Annotated in this window: 16 protein-coding genes; 5 read left to right on the top strand and 11 right to left on the bottom strand. The window is 64.1% G+C overall.

The window, feature by feature from the left end; genetic code table 11:
* Positions 1-46 precede the first annotated feature (46 nt).
* From guaB to RYH74_RS04435, 3 genes are all read right to left on the bottom strand, one after another.
* A complete protein-coding gene (gene guaB, locus RYH74_RS04445) occupies positions 47-1,516 on the bottom strand; it encodes an IMP dehydrogenase (protein ID WP_075043910.1) in 1,470 nt (489 codons plus the stop codon).
* An 86-nt stretch (positions 1,517-1,602) separates the two neighbouring features.
* Complete coding sequence (locus RYH74_RS04440; protein ID WP_075043909.1) at positions 1,603-2,160, bottom strand: sugar ABC transporter ATPase; 558 nt, start codon at positions 2,158-2,160, stop codon at positions 1,603-1,605.
* A gap of 52 nt (positions 2,161-2,212) precedes the next feature.
* Complete coding sequence (locus RYH74_RS04435) at positions 2,213-2,968, bottom strand: sulfite exporter TauE/SafE family protein (protein ID WP_317409014.1); 756 nt, start codon at positions 2,966-2,968, stop codon at positions 2,213-2,215.
* A 97-nt stretch (positions 2,969-3,065) separates the two neighbouring features.
* On the opposite strand from RYH74_RS04435, the gene RYH74_RS04430 reads away from it, so the two are divergent.
* From RYH74_RS04430 to leuA, 4 genes are all read left to right on the top strand, one after another.
* Positions 3,066-3,944: a LysR family transcriptional regulator gene (locus RYH74_RS04430; protein ID WP_317409013.1), complete on the top strand. Its 879-nt coding sequence runs from the start codon at positions 3,066-3,068 to the stop codon at positions 3,942-3,944.
* A gap of 313 nt (positions 3,945-4,257) precedes the next feature.
* Complete coding sequence (xseA, locus tag RYH74_RS04425) at positions 4,258-5,637, top strand: exodeoxyribonuclease VII large subunit (protein WP_061303230.1); 1,380 nt, start codon at positions 4,258-4,260, stop codon at positions 5,635-5,637.
* Between the two features lie 3 nt (positions 5,638-5,640).
* Positions 5,641-6,468, top strand: coding sequence for a M23 family metallopeptidase (locus RYH74_RS04420; protein WP_085616742.1), 828 nt, complete (start codon positions 5,641-5,643; stop codon positions 6,466-6,468).
* A gap of 424 nt (positions 6,469-6,892) precedes the next feature.
* Positions 6,893-8,566 (top strand): 2-isopropylmalate synthase, encoded by a 1,674-nt coding sequence (gene leuA, locus RYH74_RS04415; RefSeq protein WP_085587545.1) that lies wholly within the window; start codon positions 6,893-6,895, stop codon positions 8,564-8,566.
* A gap of 237 nt (positions 8,567-8,803) precedes the next feature.
* On the opposite strand, the gene RYH74_RS04410 is transcribed toward leuA, so the two are convergent.
* From RYH74_RS04410 to zwf, 3 genes are read right to left on the bottom strand one after another with little or no spacing between them, the layout of a single operon-like run.
* Positions 8,804-9,484, bottom strand: coding sequence for a bifunctional 4-hydroxy-2-oxoglutarate aldolase/2-dehydro-3-deoxy-phosphogluconate aldolase (locus RYH74_RS04410; protein WP_317409012.1), 681 nt, complete (start codon positions 9,482-9,484; stop codon positions 8,804-8,806).
* A gap of 17 nt (positions 9,485-9,501) precedes the next feature.
* Positions 9,502-10,215, bottom strand: coding sequence for a 6-phosphogluconolactonase (pgl, locus tag RYH74_RS04405; protein WP_317409011.1), 714 nt, complete (start codon positions 10,213-10,215; stop codon positions 9,502-9,504).
* On the bottom strand, positions 10,202-11,671 hold the full coding sequence (gene zwf, locus RYH74_RS04400) for a glucose-6-phosphate dehydrogenase (RefSeq protein ID WP_085616745.1): 1,470 nt from the start codon (positions 11,669-11,671) through the stop codon (positions 10,202-10,204). The genes pgl and zwf overlap by 14 nt, the downstream gene beginning before the upstream one ends.
* A 211-nt stretch (positions 11,672-11,882) precedes the next feature.
* On the opposite strand from zwf, the gene hexR reads away from it, so the two are divergent.
* Positions 11,883-12,746, top strand: coding sequence for a DNA-binding transcriptional regulator HexR (gene hexR / locus RYH74_RS04395; protein WP_169774905.1), 864 nt, complete (start codon positions 11,883-11,885; stop codon positions 12,744-12,746).
* Here the strand turns inward: hexR and RYH74_RS04390 are convergent.
* The 5 genes from RYH74_RS04390 to RYH74_RS04370 all read right to left on the bottom strand — a co-directional run bounded on the left by RYH74_RS04390 (position 12,739) and on the right by RYH74_RS04370 (position 18,008).
* Complete coding sequence (locus RYH74_RS04390; protein ID WP_013971129.1) at positions 12,739-13,593, bottom strand: D-hexose-6-phosphate mutarotase; 855 nt, start codon at positions 13,591-13,593, stop codon at positions 12,739-12,741. The two genes, hexR and RYH74_RS04390, sit on opposite strands and share 8 nt — an antisense overlap.
* Positions 13,594-13,709: 116 nt before the next feature.
* A complete protein-coding gene (locus RYH74_RS04385; protein WP_286101860.1) occupies positions 13,710-15,002 on the bottom strand; it encodes a carbohydrate porin in 1,293 nt (430 codons plus the stop codon).
* Between the two features lie 101 nt (positions 15,003-15,103).
* Positions 15,104-16,258, bottom strand: coding sequence for a sn-glycerol-3-phosphate ABC transporter ATP-binding protein UgpC (locus tag RYH74_RS04380; RefSeq protein ID WP_317409010.1), 1,155 nt, complete (start codon positions 16,256-16,258; stop codon positions 15,104-15,106).
* 3 nt (positions 16,259-16,261) lie between these two features.
* A complete protein-coding gene (locus tag RYH74_RS04375) occupies positions 16,262-17,107 on the bottom strand; it encodes a carbohydrate ABC transporter permease (RefSeq protein WP_075043901.1) in 846 nt (281 codons plus the stop codon).
* A complete protein-coding gene (locus tag RYH74_RS04370) occupies positions 17,100-18,008 on the bottom strand; it encodes a carbohydrate ABC transporter permease (RefSeq protein WP_025337868.1) in 909 nt (302 codons plus the stop codon). Before RYH74_RS04370 ends, RYH74_RS04375 begins: the two co-directional genes overlap by 8 nt.
* Between the last annotated feature and the right edge of the window lie 34 nt (positions 18,009-18,042).

Raw genomic sequence — 18,042 nt, 5'->3', positions numbered from 1 at the left:
CGCGGGGCTGTCATGACAGCCCCGCATGCTTGTATTGCTTGAAGCCTCAGCCTACGCGGTAGTTAGGAGCTTCTTTGGTGATCTGCACGTCATGCACGTGGGACTCGGCCATGCCGGCACCGGTGATGCGCACGAATTCCGGCTTGGTGCGCATCTCTTCGATGGTTGCGCTGCCGGTGTAGCCCATGGACGAACGCAGGCCGCCCATCAGCTGGTGGATGATCGCGGCCAGGGCGCCCTTGTAGGGAACACGGCCTTCGATGCCTTCCGGTACCAGCTTCTCGGCGCCGGCCGAGGAGTCCTGGAAGTAGCGGTCGGACGAGCCTTGCGCCTGTGCCATGGCACCCAGCGAGCCCATGCCGCGGTAGGCCTTGTAGGAACGGCCCTGGAACAGTTCGACTTCACCCGGAGCCTCTTCGGTACCGGCGAACATCGAACCCATCATCACGCAGGAAGCACCGGCGACGATGGCCTTGGACAGGTCACCCGAGAAGCGGATGCCGCCGTCGGCGATCAGTGGCACACCAGTGCCTTCCAGTGCAGCGGCAACGTTGGCGATGGCGCTGATTTGCGGCACGCCTACGCCGGCAACGATACGGGTGGTGCAGATCGAGCCTGGGCCGATACCGACCTTGACCGCGTCAGCGCCAGCTTCGGCCAGAGCCTTGGCGGCAGCGCCGGTGGCGATGTTGCCGCCGATCACCTGCACTTGCGGGTAGGTTTCCTTGACCCAGCGAACGCGGTCGATCACACCTTTGGAGTGACCGTGGGCGGTGTCGACCACCACCACGTCAACGCCAGCAGCCACCAGGGCGGCAACGCGCTCGCCGGTGTCCTTGCCGGTGCCGACCGCGGCGCCGACGCGCAGGCGACCCTGGTCGTCCTTGCTGGCCAGCGGGTAGGCCTTGGCCTTTTCGATGTCCTTGACGGTCATCATGCCCTTGAGGTTGAACTTGTCGTCAACGATCAGGACTTTTTCCAGGCGGTGCTTGTGCAGCAGCTCGCGGACTTCGTTCTTGTTGGCGCCTTCGCGGACGGTGACCAGACGCTCTTTCGGGGTCATCACGTCGCGGACCTTGGCGTCCAGGCGGCTTTCGAAGCGCACGTCACGGGAGGTGACGATGCCGACCAGGTCGCCGTTCGCCAGCACCGGAACGCCGGAGATGTTGTTCAGGCGGGTCAGGTCGAACAGGTCGCGCACGGTGGCGTCGGCGTCGATGGTGATCGGGTCCTTGACCACGCCAGCCTCGAACTTCTTGACCTTGCGGACTTCGCTGGCCTGCTGTTCGATGGTCATGTTCTTGTGGATGATGCCGATGCCGCCTTCCTGGGCCATGGCAATGGCCAGGCGCGCTTCGGTCACGGTATCCATGGCGGCGGAAACCAGCGGAATGTTCAGCTCGATGCCGCGGGTCAAACGGGTCTTGAGACTGACTTCATTGGGCAGTACCTCGGAATAGCCAGGTACAAGGAGGATATCGTCGAAGGTCAGGGCTTCTTGGCTGATACGCAGCATCGCGGGGGCTCCCGGGCGGGAAAAATGGAAGCGCGCCATTATACTCATGCACGGCGCGCCGCTCAATGCAAAATAAGGGCCTTCGGTCAGCCTTGTGGCAGTTTTACCTGTACCACGGTCACCGGCTGGTCGAGCCAGTCGGCGAAGCTGTCGAGAAAGGCCTGGGTGAACCCGGCCTCGCCCCAGTTGTTGAAGATGAACCCCAGGTTGGAAAAGGCACATGGCTGCAGGTAAATGAAGCCATTGATGTCATCTTCGAAGCCGCACAACGGGCAGGTGAAGTTGTCGCTCACCGCCGGCATCCATTCTTCCAGGCTTTCGAACAGCGGCTCACCCACCTCGCGCCGGCACTCTGGGCAACCGGCCTCTTCGAGGAAACCTTCGGTAGGGGTATAGATGCAGCGCTTGAGCATCACCTCCAGGCCGTTGACCTGCTCGCCGAAGGGCAGTTTCTGCGGGTGCAGGGCCACTTTGCGGGCACCTTCGGCCAGGGCATGGCCCATGCGGTTGCCGGTGCGGCCACAGGTGGTCAGCTGTTCCTCGACGACTTTCTCGCGCACCAGCCAGCGCAGGATGGCGCGGGCCCGGGCTTCGTGCACCGGGACGGTAGACAGCTTGGGAACGATGATGCTCTGGGTGTTCATGAACGGGACAAGCCTGAAAAAACTGCGGTATTGGCGCAATTCTACCGCCTGCTCAGGCGCTCAGGTAGCGACCGATCAGCGCCAGGCCGCTGGCCAGCACCAGCCAGGTCACCAGGCGCACGAAAGCTTCGCGGGACAGCCGGTGGGTGAGCCTGCGCCCTACCCAGAGGCCGACGAGCATGACCGGCAACAGGCAGGCGGCGAGCAGCAGCAGGTTCTGGTCGGCATAGACGCCTGCGATCAGGAACAGCGTCAGGCGCACCACCGTACTGCAACTGATCAGCGCGCTCTGGGTAGCGCGCACCTGTTCCTTCACCTCCAGCCGCGCGCTCAGGTACAGGGCATAAAGGAAGCCGCCGCTGCCGAACAAGGCACCGAACAGCCCGCCTGCCGTGCCCATCGGCATTGCCCAGAAACCCGACAAACTGGCCGGCCGCACCTTCACCGCCAGCCCGTACAGGGCATAGGCCGTGACGAACAGGCCCATCAGCAGCAGCAACAGGTCGGACTTCAGCTGTAGCAGGAATACCACGCCCAGCGTGCAGCCAATGGCCATGAACGGCAGCAGCCGCAGCAGTTCGCCGCGCACGACATCGCGGCGCGAGGGCAGCAGGTTGCCGAAGGCGGCGACGAAGTCCAGCAGCACCAGCAGCGGAATGATCCGCGACAGCGGCATGAAGTGGATCAGCACTGGGCCGGCCACCAGCGCGGTGCCGAAACCGGCGATGCCGAATACGATGTAGGCAGCGCCGACACCAAGCAGGATGGGCAGCCAGTCAAGGCCGTAAAACGACAGTTGGGCGAGCATGGCAGCAGTTCCTGGGAAGACAGGCAAAGGTTAGCCAGCCATGAGCCATGCCGACTAATATGCCTTTGTCGCCACACTCATCTCGAAAAGGCATGACATGACGTCGATCCGCCAATTGCGTTACTTCGTGGAAATCGCCGAATGCGGCAGCTTCAGCGCTGCCGCCGAGCGGCTGTACATCGCCCAGTCGGCGCTGAGCCGGCAGATCAAGGAGCTGGAACAGCAACTGGGCACGCCGCTGTTCGAGCGCACCGCGCGCCTGCCGCGCCTGACACTGGCTGGCCAGGCCTTCCTGGAACGGGCGCGGCGCTTGCTGGCCGACCTGGCGCAGGCAGAGAGGGTTACCCGCGATATTGGCGAAGGGTTGCAGGGCAGCCTACGCCTGAACCACTCCAGCACCGTACCGCTGACCGGCCCGTTGCTGGCTCGCCTGGGCGGCTACTTGCGCGACAACCCAGGGGTTTCGCTGGAAATTGCCCAGCAGTCGTCGGAGGCGCAACTGGAGGATATCGCTGCCGGGCGGTTGGATATCGGCCTGCTGCGCTTGCCGGTGCTGCGCCAGCATGAAGGGGTGGTGCTGCATGAACTGTTCAGCGAACCCCTGCTGCTGGCGGTCGCCGCCGCGCATCCCTTGGCCAGCGCGCCACAGGTGAGACTGGAACAACTGCGGGAAGAGCGCTTCATTTCCATTCCGCACCGGGACCGTGGCGGGCTGAGCTACCTGTCGGCCTCGATGTGCATGGAGGCAGGCTTTTCCCCGCGCGCGGCGCAGGTGCTGTCGCGCAAGACCACCCAGTTGCAGCTGATTCAGGCGGGGTTTGGGGTGGCGTTGTTGCCGGAATGCATGCGTGAGATTGCGCCAGCCTCAGTCAGCTTCGTGGTGCTGGAAGGAGGGTGTGAGAGTTCTGTGGCGATGGCTTGCAGGCGTGATGCAGGTTCGATGGTGCGCCAGTTCGTGACGGCGATGCAGGCCTGAAGGGCCTGCCCCCATAGAACTGCACATAACTCATTGAATTAGCAGGTGCCCTGTGGGAGCGGCTTTAGCCGCGAACACCGGCGCAGCCGGTGCCATGCACCGCGTTGGATTCTTCGCGGCTAAAGCCGCTCCCACAGGGTATGCGGACTGCTTGCACTTTCAGTTATCTACGCGACAGCGCAGCCCAAAGGGCTGGGCCGGCTCCCACAGGGACAGCATGAGGCCCAAGCCAGCGCGATACCTGTGGGAGCCGGCTTGCCGGCGATAGGGCCGGGACAGACAACCGGGGCCGATGTCCTTTATGATGCCCGCCATGATCAGAGACCCTTTCGAACGACTCGGCCTGGACCGCGAGGTCCTTACCGTCAGCCAACTCAACGGCCGCGCCCGCGTGCTGCTGGAAGACGTGTTCCGCAGCGTGTGGGTGGAAGGCGAGATTTCCAACCTCGCCCGCCCGGCGTCCGGCCACATGTACTTCACCCTCAAGGACAGCGGCGCACAGGTGCGTTGCGCGCTGTTCCGGCAGAACGCCACGCGGGTGCGCCAGGCCCTGCGCGACGGCCTGGCGGTGCGGGTACGCGGCAAGGTTTCGCTGTTCGAAGGGCGTGGCGACTATCAGCTGATTCTCGACACCGTCGAGCCGGCCGGTGATGGCGCCCTGCGTCTGGCCTTCGAGGCATTGAAAGAGAAGCTCGGTGCCGAAGGGCTGTTCAGCGCCGAACGCAAGCAGCCGCTGCCAGCCCACCCGCAGCGCATCGGCATCATTACCTCGCCCACCGGTGCAGTGATCCGCGACATCATCAGTGTGTTCGGTCGCCGCGCCCCGCAGGTGGAGCTGAACCTGATCCCCACCGCAGTGCAGGGCCGCGAAGCCATTGCACAGATCGTGCGCGCCATCCGCCTGGCCGACAGCCTCGGGTTCGATGCGCTGATCCTGGCCCGGGGCGGCGGCTCGCTGGAAGACCTGTGGTGCTTCAACGAAGAAGCCGTGGCGCGGGCCGTGGCCGCCTGTGTCACGCCGATTGTCAGCGCCGTGGGCCATGAGACCGATGTCTCGATCAGCGACTTTGTCGCCGACGTGCGCGCGCCCACACCGTCTGCTGCCGCCGAGCTGCTGGCCCCCGACAACAGTGGCCTGCAGCAACGCCTGGATGGCCTGCAACGGCGCCTGCTGCTGCGCATGCAGAACCGCCTGACCCACGACCGCCTGCGCCTGGAGTCGCTGACCCGGCGCCTGCGCCACCCGGGCGAGCGCCTGCGCCAGCAGGCCCAACGCCTGGACGACCTGGACATGCGCTTGCGCCGCGCGTTCATGCTCAACCTCAACCAGCGCCACGAGCGCCTGGCACGCCTGGACACCCGCCTCGCCGCGCAGCACCCGGGGCGCACCCTGAAACTGCTGGGCCAACGCCTGGACAGCCTGGCCGAGCGCCTGCCACGGGCCATGCGCGAGGTACTCAAGGACCGCCGCCAGCGCTTCCAGGCTCAGTTGCAGACGCTGCAGGTGGTCAGCCCGCTGGCCACCCTCGCCCGCGGCTACAGCATCCTGCTGGACGAACAGGGCCAGGCCATCCGCAGCGCCGAACAGACCCGCAATGGCCAGCGTCTGACCGCCCGCCTGAACGAAGGCGAGCTGTTGGTGCGGGTCGAAGACAACCACCTGACCCCGGTCACCCTCTCCCTTCTGGACTGACACATGCCCCGCCTGCTCGCGCCCCTGCTTGCCCTTTCCCTCCTGCTGCTGGCCGGCGGCGCCCAGGCCAGCTACATCACCCGCACGCTGAACAAGCCGGTACCCGGCGGCGTGGCGGTGGTCGACCTCGGCCCCGCCGCCAGCGCGCCCAGCGCCCGCTTCGACGGCAAGCCGGTGCTGGTGGTGAAGGAGCAGGACAACTGGCTGGCCATCGTCGGCATCCCGCTGACCCAGAAGCCCGGCACCGCGGTGCTGAGCCAGGACGGCCGTACCCTGCCCTTCACGGTCGGTAGCAAGAAATACCCCGAGCAGCGCATCACCCTGAAGAACACACGCCAGGTCAACCCGAACCCGGCCGACCTCAAGCGCATCGATCGTGAGCTGGCCGAGCAGATCAAGGCCTATCGCAGCTTCAGCCCGACCCTGCCGAGCAACCTGATCCTCGACAAGCCGGTCAGTGGCCCGCTGTCGAGCAAGTTCGGCGTGCGCCGTTTCTTCAATGGCGAAGAACGCAACCCGCATGCCGGGCTGGACTTCGCGGTGCCGGCCGGCACGCCGATCAAGACACCGGCCAATGGCAAGGTGATTCTGGTGGGCGATTACTTCTTCAATGGCCGTACGGTGTTCGTCGACCATGGGCAGGGCTTTATCAGCATGTTCTGCCATATGTCGAAGATCGATGTGCAGGTGGGGCAGCAGCTGCGCCGGGGCGAGGTGGTCGGGCGTGTGGGCTCGACCGGGCGGGCTACCGGGCCGCACATGCACTGGAACGTCAGCCTGAACGATGCGCGGGTGGATCCGGCGATTTTCATTGGCGCGTTCCAGCCCTGAGAGCGGTACTGCCTGTGCCGGCCTCTTCGCGGGTAAACCCGCTCCCACAGGGATGGCGCTGCACCTGTGGGAGCGGGTTCACCCGCGAAAGGGCCAGCACAGTCGACATCAGTTCAACTGTGTTGCGCCATCGAAAAATACTGCGCAACAATCAAGAAGCCAGCCTTGCTTTCATGCCATAAAATCTCGCCTTTCAGCTTTTTTTAAGCATTCCTCTCAATTTTTTCTGAACGCTTGCCATCCCCCACCCCACTGGTTAGGGTTGAAGGCATGAAAACCTTCAGCACCCTCATCCTGCTCCGACAACATCGCAGCCTCTGCCTGGTCAGCGCCCGACTACCAGGCTGAATCGCGTCGCCTCGCCTTTTCACCTCGTTATCGCTCGGCAGGCCCGATCTCGGCCGCACACAAAAGGATTGCTTCCATGACCATGCTCAAAGACCCTTCGAAGAAATACCGCGCTTTCCCGACCATCGACCTGCCTGACCGTACCTGGCCGTCGAAGACCATCACCGCCGCGCCAATCTGGTGCAGCTCCGACCTGCGTGATGGCAACCAGTCGCTGATCGAGCCAATGGATTCGGAGAAGAAACTGCGCTTCTGGAAGACCCTGGTGCAGGTTGGCGTGAAGGAAATCGAAGCCTCGTTCCCGTCCGCTTCGCAGACCGATTTCGACTTCGTGCGCATGCTGATCGAAGACGGCCACATCCCGGACGACACCACCATCCAGGTGCTCACCCAGGCCCGTGAAGACCTCATCGCCCGCACCTTCGAGTCGCTGCGCGGCGCGAAGAAGGCCATCGTCCACCTGTACAACGCCACCAGCCCGTCGTTCCGCCGCATCGTCTTCAACCAGGACAAGCAAGGCGTGAAGGACATCGCGGTGAACGCGGCCAAGCTGTTCGTCAAGTACGCCGCCCAGCAGCCGGAAACCCAGTGGACCTTCCAGTACTCGCCGGAAACCTTCAGCGCCACCGAGATGGAGTTCGCCAAGGAAGTCTGCGACGCGGTCATCGAGGTGTGGAACCCGACCCCCGAGCACAAGATCATCCTCAACCTGCCGGCCACCGTGGAAGTGTCCACCCCGAACATCTACGCCGACCAGATCGAATGGTTCTGCCGCAATGTCAGCCGTCGCGACAGCGTGATCATCAGCCTGCACTGCCACAACGACCGTGGTACCGGCATTGCCGCCACCGAACTGGGCCTGATGGCCGGTGCCGATCGCGCCGAAGGCTGCCTGTTCGGCAACGGCGAGCGTACCGGTAACGTCGACCTGGTGACCCTGGCGTTGAACCTCTACACCCAGGGCATCGACCCGCTGCTGGACTTCTCCGACATCGACGGCGTGCGCAAGGTGGTCGAAGAGTGCAACCAGCTGCCGGTGCACCCACGCCACCCGTACGTGGGCGACCTGGTCCACACCGCGTTCTCCGGCTCGCACCAGGATGCCATCCGCAAGGGCTTCGCCAAGCAGCAGGAAGGCGAGCTGTGGGAAGTGCCTTACTTGCCGATCGACCCGGCCGACATCGGCCGCAGCTACGAGGCGGTAATCCGCGTCAACAGCCAGTCGGGCAAAGGCGGCATCACCTACCTGCTCGAGCAGGAATACGGCATCAGCCTGCCGCGCCGCATGCAGATCGAGTTCAGCCAGGTAGTACAGGGTGAAACCGACCGCCTGGGCCTGGAAATGACCGCCCAGCAGATCTACAGCCTGCTGCACAAGGAATACCTCCAGGCCAATGCCCCGTACGCGCTGGTCAGCCACCGCCTGCAGGAAGAGAACGGCCACAGCGCCGTGGAAGTGGAAGTCGCCGGTGAAGGCGAAACCACCCTGCACTGGCGCGGCAAGGGCAACGGCGCACTGGAAGCACTGGTGGCCGGCCTGCCGATTGCCGTGGAGATCATGGACTACAACGAGCATGCCATTGGCGCCGGTACCAATGCCAAGGCCGCGGCCTATATCGAACTGCGCGTGGCCGGTGGCCGCCCGGTGCATGGTGTGGGTATCGATGAAAACATCACCACGGCCAGCTTCAAGGCACTGTTCAGCGCGCTGAACCGCTCGCTGAGCCTGCAGGAAGCCAAGGCGGCCTGAGCCGTACCGCAATGAATGAGAAAGCCCGCATCGTTTGATGCGGGCTTTTTTTTGGCCTGTGTCGGCCTCTTCGCGGGTGAACCCGCTCCCACAGGGATCGCGCTGCACTCAGCATCTGTACAGTACCTGTGGGAGCGGGCGAGCCCGCGAAAGGGCCCGCACAGGCAATGCAAAAACTGCAGGCAAAAAAAGGGGCGCCGACCAAGCGCCCCACAAGCCGTAAAGCACACAACAAATTCAGTTGGCGTCCAGCAGCGCCATCGCTTCCGCACTGCACGCTTCGATCCGCGCCCAGTCGCCGTTCTTGATCCAGCTGCTGTCGAGCATCCAGGTACCACCCACGCACATCACATTGGGCAGCGCCATGTAATTGCGCACGTTGGCCGGGTTCACACCGCCCGTAGGGCAGAAACGAATATCGCCGAACGGGCCGCCAAAGGCCTTGATCGCCGCCACGCCGCCGCTGATCTCCGCCGGGAACAGCTTGAAGCGGCGGTAGCCCAGGGCGTAGCCCATCATGATTTCGGACGGTGTGCTGATGCCTGGCAGCAGCGGGATCTCGCTGTCCACACCGGCTTCGAGAATGTCCTGGGTAATGCCTGGGGTAACGACGAATTGCGCACCCGCAGCTTCAACGGCGGCGAACATGCCGCGATCGAGCACGGTGCCGGCGCCGACACAAAGCTCCGGGCGCTGCTCGCGCAACATCTGGATGGCCTTCAGGCCATATTGCGAGCGCAAGGTCACTTCCAGGGTACGGATACCACCGGCGGCCAGGGCGTCAGCCAGCGGCAGGATGTCTTCCTCACGGGCGATGGTGATCACCGGCAGGATGCGCGCCTTTTCGCAAATGGCGTCGATCCGTGCGGCTTTGTCGGCCATCGAGAGCTTGGGCTGTGGGCGTTCGAGGGTGGTCATGACTGTGGATCCTTGGCTCATGGGCACCAGTAGATGTCCAGGGGGTCGTGAAGAAAAGCGCGAATCGGCATTTCGGAAAGGTCGGTGCCAGCCAGCGCGGCGCGCAGGGTAGCGAGTTTGCCCTGCCCTTGTACGGACAGCGCGGTAAAGGCGGAGCTGGCCAGCAGCGAGCGGGTCATCGACAGGCGCTGGTGCGGCACACTCGGTGCCAGCAAGGGCAGGCAGCGGCGTGGGTTGGCCAGGTCGAGGCCTGCCTCCAGGTTGGGGCTGGCGGGGAACAGCGAAGCGGTATGGCCATCATCCCCCATGCCCAGCACCAGTACGTCGATCGGCGGCAGCTCGGCCAGGGCCTGATCGGCCTTGCCCGCGGCGGCATCAAGGTTCTCCGCCTGCTGGTAAAGGCCAACGAAGCGGGCCTTGGCCGCCGCGCCCTTGAACAGGTGGCGGGCCAGCAGGCCGGCGTTGCTGTCGGCGTGCTCCACCGGCACCCAGCGCTCATCGGCCAGGCTGACGGTGACCTTGGCCCAGTCGAGGTTTTCGCAGGCCAGCTGCTCGAGGAACGGCACCGGGCTGCGGCCACCGGACAGCACCACGCAGGCCTGGCCCTTGGCGGCAATGGCCGCGCGCAGGCGCTCGGCCACGTCATGGGCCTGGGCTGCGGCCAGAGCTTTGGCATCCGCCAGCTCGTGTACCTTCACAGCCGCTGGCAGTTTCAGTTCAGATATCCCCATACCACGCCCTCCCATCGCGTGTGATCAGTGCAATCGAGCTCATCGGCCCCCAGGAGCCTGCCGCATATGGCTTGGGCGCATCGCCCGCGTTACGCCAGCCGGCGATCAGCTGGTCGCACCACTTCCAGGCATACTCGATTTCGTCCTTGCGCACGAACAGGTTCTGGTTACCGCGCATCACTTCGAGCAACAGCCGCTCGTAGGCATCCGGAATCCGTGCACTGCGCCAGGTATCGGAGAAATTCAGCTGCAACGGGCCGCTGCGCAGTTGCATGCCTTTGTCCAGGCCCTGCTCCTTGGTCATCACCCGTAAAGAGATGCCTTCATCCGGTTGCAGGCGGATGATCAGCTTGTTACCGATCTGCAAACGCTGTTCCGGAGCGAAGATGTAGTGCGGCGTTTCCTTGAAGTGGATGACGATCTGCGACAGCTTCTGCGGCATGCGCTTGCCGGTACGCAGGTAGAACGGCACCCCCGACCAGCGCCAGTTGCGGATGTCGGCACGCAGGGCGACGAAGGTTTCGGTGTCGCTCTGGGCGTTGGCGTTGTCTTCTTCCAGGTAACCGGGCACCGGCTTGCCATCGCTGTAGCCGGCGATGTACTGGCCGCGCACCACACGGGTGCTCAGCCCTTCGCCGGTGATCGGTGCCAGGGCCTTGAGTACCTTGACCTTCTCGTCACGGATGGCATCGGCCGACAGTTCGCTGGGCGGGTCCATGGCGATCAGGCACAGCAGCTGCAGCAGGTGGTTCTGGATCATGTCGCGCAGCTGGCCGGCCTTGTCGAAGTAGCCCCAGCGGCCTTCGATACCGACCTTCTCGGCGACTGTGATCTCCACATGGGAGATGGAATTCTGGTTCCACTGGGTTTCGAACAGGCTGTTGGCGAAACGCAGGGCAATCAGGTTCTGCACCGTTTCCTTGCCCAGGTAGTGGTCGATGCGGTAGACCCTGCTCTCTGGGAAGAACCGCGCCACGGCATCGTTGACCCGGCGCGACGACTCCAGGTCATGGCCAATGGGCTTCTCCAGTACCACCCGGGTGCGTTCGGCCAGCCCGGCCTTGTCGAGGTTTTCGCAAATGGCCCCGTACACCGCCGCAGCGGTGGCGAAGTAGGCGATCAGCGGCAGCTCGCCCGGCAACTGCTCGGCCAGGGCCTGGTAGCCCTCGGGCTGGAGGAAGTCCAGGTGCTGGTAGCTCAGCCTGGCGAGGAAACGGCCCAGCGCGGCGGGCTCGATATCGGCCTCGGGCACATGCCGGCGCAGGTGCGCTTCGATGCTGTCCAGGTGGCCCTGCGCGCTACCGGCCTCGCGGGCCAGCGCCAGCAGGCGGGTTTCCGGGTGCAACAGGTTGGCCCGGTCGAGCTGGTAGAGCGCAGGAAACAGCTTGCGCAATGCCAGGTCGCCGAGGGCGCCAAACAGGGCAAAGGTGCAAGGTTCGACACTGATCGCAGCCATGATGTTGGTTCTTTCCTAAAGTTGGTCTAGGAATACCGCTTTCACATACGGTTTTCAAGGGATAATGTAGTAAAAACCACAACATTACACACGAGTGTTACAGACAAGTGGTACGTCAACCGCGCCGACAGTACGATAGACGACCGTGCAAAAAGCCTGCTGCTCCCACAGCCGGCTGTCTTCCCGACCCAAGGACACACCCATGGACCGCGTGCGAAACCTCCTGGAACAGATCCAGGGCCGCCTCGACGAGCTGAACAAGGCCGAACGCAAAGTCGCCGAAGTCATCCTGCTCAACCCGCAACAAGCAACCCGTTTCAGCATTGCTGCGCTGGCCCAGGCGGCCAAGGTCAGCGAACCTACCGTCAACCGCTTCTGCCGCTCGTTCGGCGTCAGCGGCTACCCCGAGCTCAAGCTGCAGCTGGCGCAGAGCCTGGCCAGCGGCGCCGCCTACGTCAGCCGCGCGGTGGAGGCTGACGACGACCCGGCCGCCTACACCCAGAAGATCTTCGCCAGTGCCATCGCCTCGCTCGACAGCGCCTGCCAGCAGCTCGACCCGCAGCAGGTCAGCCGTGCCGTGGACATGATGATCCAGGCCCGGCAGATCCACTTCTTCGGCCTGGGCGCCTCGGCCCCGGTGGCGCTGGACGCCCAGCACAAGTTCTTCCGCTTCAACCTGGCAGTATCCGCCCACGCCGACGTACTGATGCAGCGCATGCTGGCCTCGGTGGCGCACACCGGCGACCTGTTCGTGATCATCTCCTACACCGGGCGCACCCGCGAACTGGTCGAGGTGGCCCGCCTGGCCCGGGAAAACGGCGCCTCGGTGCTGGGCCTGACCGCCGCCGGTTCGCCACTGGCCAATGCCTGCAGCCTGAGCCTGCACATTCCGCTGCCGGAAGACACCGACATCTACATGCCGATGACCTCGCGGATCATCCAACTGACCGTGCTCGATGTGCTGGCCACCGGCATGACCCTGCGTCGCGGCGTGGACTTCCAGCCGCACCTGCGCAAGATCAAGGAAAGCCTCAACGCCAGCCGCTACCCGATCGAGGACGACGAGCTCAACTGAGCCGGTGTGCCTGCAGGCGCAGGTGGGCACGCTGCCCCGGCGCCAGGCTCAGGCCCTCGCCACTGCCGCTGGCGGCCTCGACACAGACGAAGCGCTGGCATTCACGCCCGGTCACGCCCATCAGCGGGCGGTTGCCGGGGTGCCAGACCACCGTATCGTCGCTGTCACCGGTATCGATGCACAGCTCGCGCTGCCAGGCCGGGTCCTGCAGTTGCACCCGCGGCGTGCCGGGGTAGACCTTCTGGCAGCCGCCCTTGAGCTTCAGCGCGCCATCTTCACGGCAGGCCTGGCGGTTCAGGCGGTCGTAGCCTTCGATATCCTCCAGCCCAGACAGCGCTATCTCCGACACATCACTGATGCGCCAGTAGGCCAGCAGGGCATGGCTCAGCTGGCAGGGTTCGCTGTCCTGGTGCTCGGTGCTCAGGCTGAGCTCCATGCGGCTACCCAGCCGGGCATGCAGGTCGACCTGCCAGTCGCACAAGTCCAGCCGCCATTTCAGGGTTACCCCCTCCTCGTCCTCGCGGCTGTCTACCAGCTTCCAGTCGAGCAGCCGCGCCCAGCCATGGGCCGGCCACAAGTCCTCGCTGGGGTGGCGGCCATACCATGGCCAGCACACCGGCACACCACCGCGGATCGCCCCCACCTGCGGCCACTGCTCGGCGCACCACAGCCAGGGCCGTTCACCCGCTGGTTGAAAATGCAGCAGTTGCGCTCCCTGGCGGCTGAACACCGCCTGGCAACGGGGATGGTCGATGATCAGCACATCGCGCTGCTGGTAACGCTCCCACTCGAATGTCGGCCGGGGCCGCTGCGAGGTAAAGAAGCGATGGAGCGGATGTTCGGGCATGGTTCAGAGCTCTTGTTGTTTGAGATAGCGCTGTCTCGGCCTATCCCCGACAACCACTGAAGGCCAGTGGCTGCCGGGTACCGAAGTAGATTGGCGTAAATTTACAACAATTGCTCTCAGAATGACGACTGAATCTTCAAACCTGCGACCAGCGCGTTGTCTACCTCATCCACCCCGCCGGGGCTCTTGATGTACTGCAGGTTGGGCCGCACGGTCAGCCAGTTGGTGACGTGGAAGCCGTAGTAGAGCTCGGCGTTGTACTCGGTACGCTGCAGCGGCACGAAGCCTGGGTTGTCGTAATCGCTGATGCCGCTCTGGGCGTTGAGCAGTTCGGCGCGCTTCTTCACGTCGTCATTCACATGAATGCGCGCCACGCCAAAGCCGATATCGTCCTTGGGCCGGGCGTCGAATGCGCCTTTGTAGACCAAGCCCAGTTGCTGATAGTTGTCGACCACGTTGGTGGCCTGGTCGTGCACGGTGAAGTTGGCGAACAGGCTCAGGCCACGGTTGACGTCGCCGCCATGGGCGGTGACCTGCTGCTGCGCCACCACCCACCAGCCATGCTTGCTGGAGTGCGACTTGAAGGCTTCGCCCGTCAGCGCCTGCGGGTTGCCGTTGACGTCATCGAACACATCATCGGCCTTGGCCGTGCTGTAGTAGTAACCCAGGCGGTACTCACCCGGCAGGCCGTTGACCTTGGGTGACCACACCGCTTCCACCGGCAGGATCGCGCCCTTGGTACCGCTGCCACTGAGCTTGAAGCCGTTGCCGGTTTCCAGGTTGGAAGGGTTCTGCTCGAAGGCGCCGACCTGGACGAAGAATTCAGGGGTGATGTTGTATTTCACCCGCAGCGCCCACTGGCTGACCGGCCAGTTGTACCAGATGCCGCCGACCCAGTTGCCCACCTGCGAGCCGCAGAAGGCCAGGTTCTGGAAGTCGCAGGGGAAGCTGTTGAAGTCCTCGCCCTCGCCGAAGCGGCCAAATTTCACGTCCAATGCGCCGTCGAAGTACTTCTGCTTGACCCACATCTGGGTCAGCCGCCAAGTCTGGCCGCGGCCCCACACTTCCTGCACCGAGCTGAACTGCCCGGCGCGCGGATCGCTGATGCGGTCGTTGGACAGGTTGCGGCCGCTGCGCTCGGTGATCGCCAGTTTGAACTCGGCGTCATGCCAGCCAAGGATTTTCTGCAGGTCCAGGTGCGCGCCCAGGGCGAACTGGTCGCTATAGCGCGCGGTCTTGTCGTCGTTGTAACCACCGTGCAGGTTGCCGGCAACCTCACCGACATAATCGAGGGTGAAGTCATAGCCCTTTTCCAGCAGCTCGGTGCGGGTGCCGCCCCAGTCACCGGTCATCCACTTCGATTCGCTGGAAAAAGCCTCGGCAGCCTGCGCGCCGCTGCCAGCGGCCATCGCCAGCGGTGCGAGCAAGGCGAGCGAACCTAATGTCCTGATACGTTTGCGCTGTTCCATCCCTTTGCGTCCTCTTTGTTCTTATTGATGGTGTAGACGAGTTATCGGCCTTTGAAGTGCGCCACATTGTCTTTCATGGTTGCGGCAGTAGTGGCCAGGTGCAGGCGCTCGCCGCTGGCGGCGTCGAACAGCAGCACCCGTGCCGGGTCGAATTGCAGGTTCAGGCTGTCGCCGACCCGGCACGCCACATCCGGCGCCAGGCGGCAGCAGACCTTGGTCTGGTTGAGGGTGACGAACACCAGCAGGTCTGGCCCGGTGGGCTCGGTCACCTGCACCTCGGCGCGAATGCCGGGCAGGCCATTGCCCTCGGCTGCACCCAGGGCAATCTGCTCGGGGCGGATGCCCAGGATGATCTCGCGGCCCTCCAGCTCGTCTGCAGTCACCCCCAGGGGCAGTTCGCAACGCGCCTGGCCGCTGTCGAGCACGGCCAGCAGGCGCCCGTCCTGTTGCGTGAGGCGCACCGGGATGAAGTTCATCGGCGGCGAACCGATGAAGCTGGCGACAAACTGGTTGGCCGGATCGTTGTAGATCTGTTGCGGGGTGCCGAACTGCTGGATGATGCCGTCCTTCATCACCGCCACCTTGTCGCCCAGGGTCATGGCCTCGATCTGGTCATGGGTGACGTACACGGTGGTGGTCTTCAGGCGCTGGTGCATCAGTTTCATTTCGGTACGCATCTCGACGCGCAGCTTGGCATCGAGGTTGGACAGCGGTTCATCGAACAGGTAGATCTTCGGCCGCCGCGCCAGCGCCCGGCCCATGGCCACGCGCTGCTGCTGGCCACCGGACAGCTGCGCCGGCTTGCGCGCCAGCAGGTGCTCGATCTGCAACAGCTTGGCCACCCGCGCCACTTCCTCGTCAATCGCGGCCTGGGGCAGCTTGCGGATCTTCAGGCCGAACTCGATGTTCTCGCGCACGCTCATGGTCGGGTACAGCGCGTAGGACTGGAACACCATGGCGATGTCGCGGTCCTTGGGGCTCATGCCGCTGACGTCCTGCTGGTCGATGAGTATCGCGCCGCCAGTGATCTGCTCCAGCCCGGCGATGCAGTTCATCAAGGTCGACTTGCCGCAACCCGACGGGCCGACCAGGATCAGGAACTCGCCATCCTTGATCGACAGCTGGATGTCCTTGAGGGTGTCCGGCAGGCCGCTGCCGTAGGTCTTGTTCACATTGCGAAGTTCGAGCGTTGCCATGACTTACCCCTTTACCGCGCCAGCAGTCAGCCCGCGGACGAAATATTTGCCTGCCACCACGTAGACCAGCAGGGTTGGCAGGCCGGCGATCATCGCCGCCGCCATGTCGACGTTGTATTCCTTGGCCCCGGTGCTGGTGTTGACCAGGTTGTTCAGGGCCACGGTAATCGGTTGCGAATCGCCGCTGGAGAACACCACGCCGAACAGGAAGTCGTTCCAGATCTGGGTGAACTGCCAGATAAGGCAGACCATGATGATCGGCGTGGACATCGGCAGTATGATGCGGCGGAAGATGGTGAAGAACCCGGCACCGTCCAGGCGAGCGGCCTTGACCAGCGCATCGGGGATGCTCACGTAGAAGTTGCGGAAGAACAGCGTGGTGAAGGCCAGGCCGTAGACCACGTGCACCAGCACCAGGCCGGTGGTGGTGCTGGCCAGGCCGAGCTTGCCGAGGGTGAACGAGGCCGGCAGCAGTACGGTCTGGAACGGCAGGAAGCAGCCGAACAGCAGCAGGCCGAAGAACAGCTGCGAACCGCGGAAGCGCCACATCGACAGCACATAGCCGTTCAGCGCGCCGATGGCGGTGGAGATCAGCACCGCAGGCACGGTGATCATGATCGAGTTCCAGAAGTAACCGCTGACCGTGCTCCAGGCCTTGACCCAGCCGATGCCGGTAATTGCCACCGGCCAGCTCAGCAGGTTGCCGGTGCTGATGTCGTCCGGGGTCTTGAAGCTGGTCAGCAGCATCACCACCAGCGGCACCAGGTACAGCAGCACCGCCAGCAACAGCACCGCGTGGATGGCGATGCGGCTCGGGCTAAGCACCGCTTTGTCGAGAGGGCTATGCATGGCGTTTGCTCCGCAGCTCCGAGTACAGGTAAGGCACGAGGATCGCCAGGATCGCCCCGAGCATCAGGATGGCGCTGGCCGAGCCCATGCCCATCTGGCCGCGGCTGAAGGTGAACGAATACATGAACATCGCCGGCAGGTCGGACGAGTAGCCAGGGCCGCCGGCAGTCATGGCCGCCACCAGGTCGAAGCTCTTGATGGCAATGTGCGCGAGGATCATCAGCGAGCTGAAGAACACCGGGCGCAGGCTGGGCAGTACCACGCGCCAGTAGATGCGCGGCAGGCTGGCGCCGTCGATCTGCGCGGCGCGGATGATCGACGGGTCGACGCCACGCAGGCCGGCGAGGAACATTGCCATGATGAAGCCCGAGGCCTGCCACACGGCGGCGATCACCAGGCAGTAAACCACCCGGTCGGGATCGATCAGCCAGTCCAGGCGAAAGCCCTCCCAACCCCAGTCACGCAGCAGCTTGTCCAGGCCCATGCCCGGGTTGAGCAGCCACTTCCAGGCGGTGCCGGTGACGATCATCGACAGCGCCATGGGGTAGAGGTAGATGGTGCGGATGAAACCTTCGCGACGGATGCGCTGGTCCAGCAAGACCGCCAGCACTACGCCGATGACCAGGCTGATGGCGATGAACAGGCCGCCGAACAGCAGCAGGTTCTTGCTTGCCACCCACCAGCGGTCGTTGTCGAACAGCCGGGCATACTGCGCCAGGCCGGCCCATTTGTAGGTCGGCAGGAAGGTCGAGGTGGTGAAGGACAGGACGAAGGTCCAGAGGATGTAGCCGTAGAAGCCCACCAGGACGATGAACATGCTCGGCGCCAGCACCAGCTTGGGCAGCCAGCGCTGTAGCGCGTCCAGGGGTGAGGCCCGCAGTTGGGCGGTTGCTGTGGTCATGATTTGGTACCCAAAGCCCAGGCAGTGTGGGGCA

The sequence above is a fragment of the Pseudomonas sp. LSJ-87 genome, assembly GCF_032971465.1.
Taxonomy (GTDB): Bacteria; Pseudomonadota; Gammaproteobacteria; order Pseudomonadales; family Pseudomonadaceae; genus Aquipseudomonas; species Aquipseudomonas putida_Z.
Note: the sequence above shows the minus strand (reverse complement) of the source record. Positions and strands in the feature narration are given on the sequence as shown.

What these genes read in the sequence shown, in the direction of transcription:
- pgl (WP_317409011.1), bottom strand. Translation starts at nt 10,215, where the DNA reads ATGGGGATATCTGAACTGAAACTGCCAGCGGCTGTGAAGGTACACGAG.
- RYH74_RS04435 (WP_317409014.1), bottom strand. Translation starts at nt 2,968, where the DNA reads ATGCTCGCCCAACTGTCGTTTTACGGCCTTGACTGGCTGCCCATCCTG.
- RYH74_RS04440 (WP_075043909.1), bottom strand. Translation starts at nt 2,160, where the DNA reads ATGAACACCCAGAGCATCATCGTTCCCAAGCTGTCTACCGTCCCGGTG.
- leuA (WP_085587545.1), top strand. Translation starts at nt 6,893, where the DNA reads ATGACCATGCTCAAAGACCCTTCGAAGAAATACCGCGCTTTCCCGACC.
- RYH74_RS04380 (WP_317409010.1), bottom strand. Translation starts at nt 16,258, where the DNA reads ATGGCAACGCTCGAACTTCGCAATGTGAACAAGACCTACGGCAGCGGC.
- RYH74_RS04420 (WP_085616742.1), top strand. Translation starts at nt 5,641, where the DNA reads ATGCCCCGCCTGCTCGCGCCCCTGCTTGCCCTTTCCCTCCTGCTGCTG.
- RYH74_RS04370 (WP_025337868.1), bottom strand. Translation starts at nt 18,008, where the DNA reads ATGACCACAGCAACCGCCCAACTGCGGGCCTCACCCCTGGACGCGCTA.
- RYH74_RS04410 (WP_317409012.1), bottom strand. Translation starts at nt 9,484, where the DNA reads ATGACCACCCTCGAACGCCCACAGCCCAAGCTCTCGATGGCCGACAAA.
- RYH74_RS04375 (WP_075043901.1), bottom strand. Translation starts at nt 17,107, where the DNA reads ATGCATAGCCCTCTCGACAAAGCGGTGCTTAGCCCGAGCCGCATCGCC.
- guaB (WP_075043910.1), bottom strand. Translation starts at nt 1,516, where the DNA reads ATGCTGCGTATCAGCCAAGAAGCCCTGACCTTCGACGATATCCTCCTT.
- RYH74_RS04430 (WP_317409013.1), top strand. Translation starts at nt 3,066, where the DNA reads ATGACGTCGATCCGCCAATTGCGTTACTTCGTGGAAATCGCCGAATGC.
- RYH74_RS04385 (WP_286101860.1), bottom strand. Translation starts at nt 15,002, where the DNA reads ATGGCCGCTGGCAGCGGCGCGCAGGCTGCCGAGGCTTTTTCCAGCGAA.
- xseA (WP_061303230.1), top strand. Translation starts at nt 4,258, where the DNA reads ATGATCAGAGACCCTTTCGAACGACTCGGCCTGGACCGCGAGGTCCTT.
- RYH74_RS04390 (WP_013971129.1), bottom strand. Translation starts at nt 13,593, where the DNA reads ATGCCCGAACATCCGCTCCATCGCTTCTTTACCTCGCAGCGGCCCCGG.
- zwf (WP_085616745.1), bottom strand. Translation starts at nt 11,671, where the DNA reads ATGGCTGCGATCAGTGTCGAACCTTGCACCTTTGCCCTGTTTGGCGCC.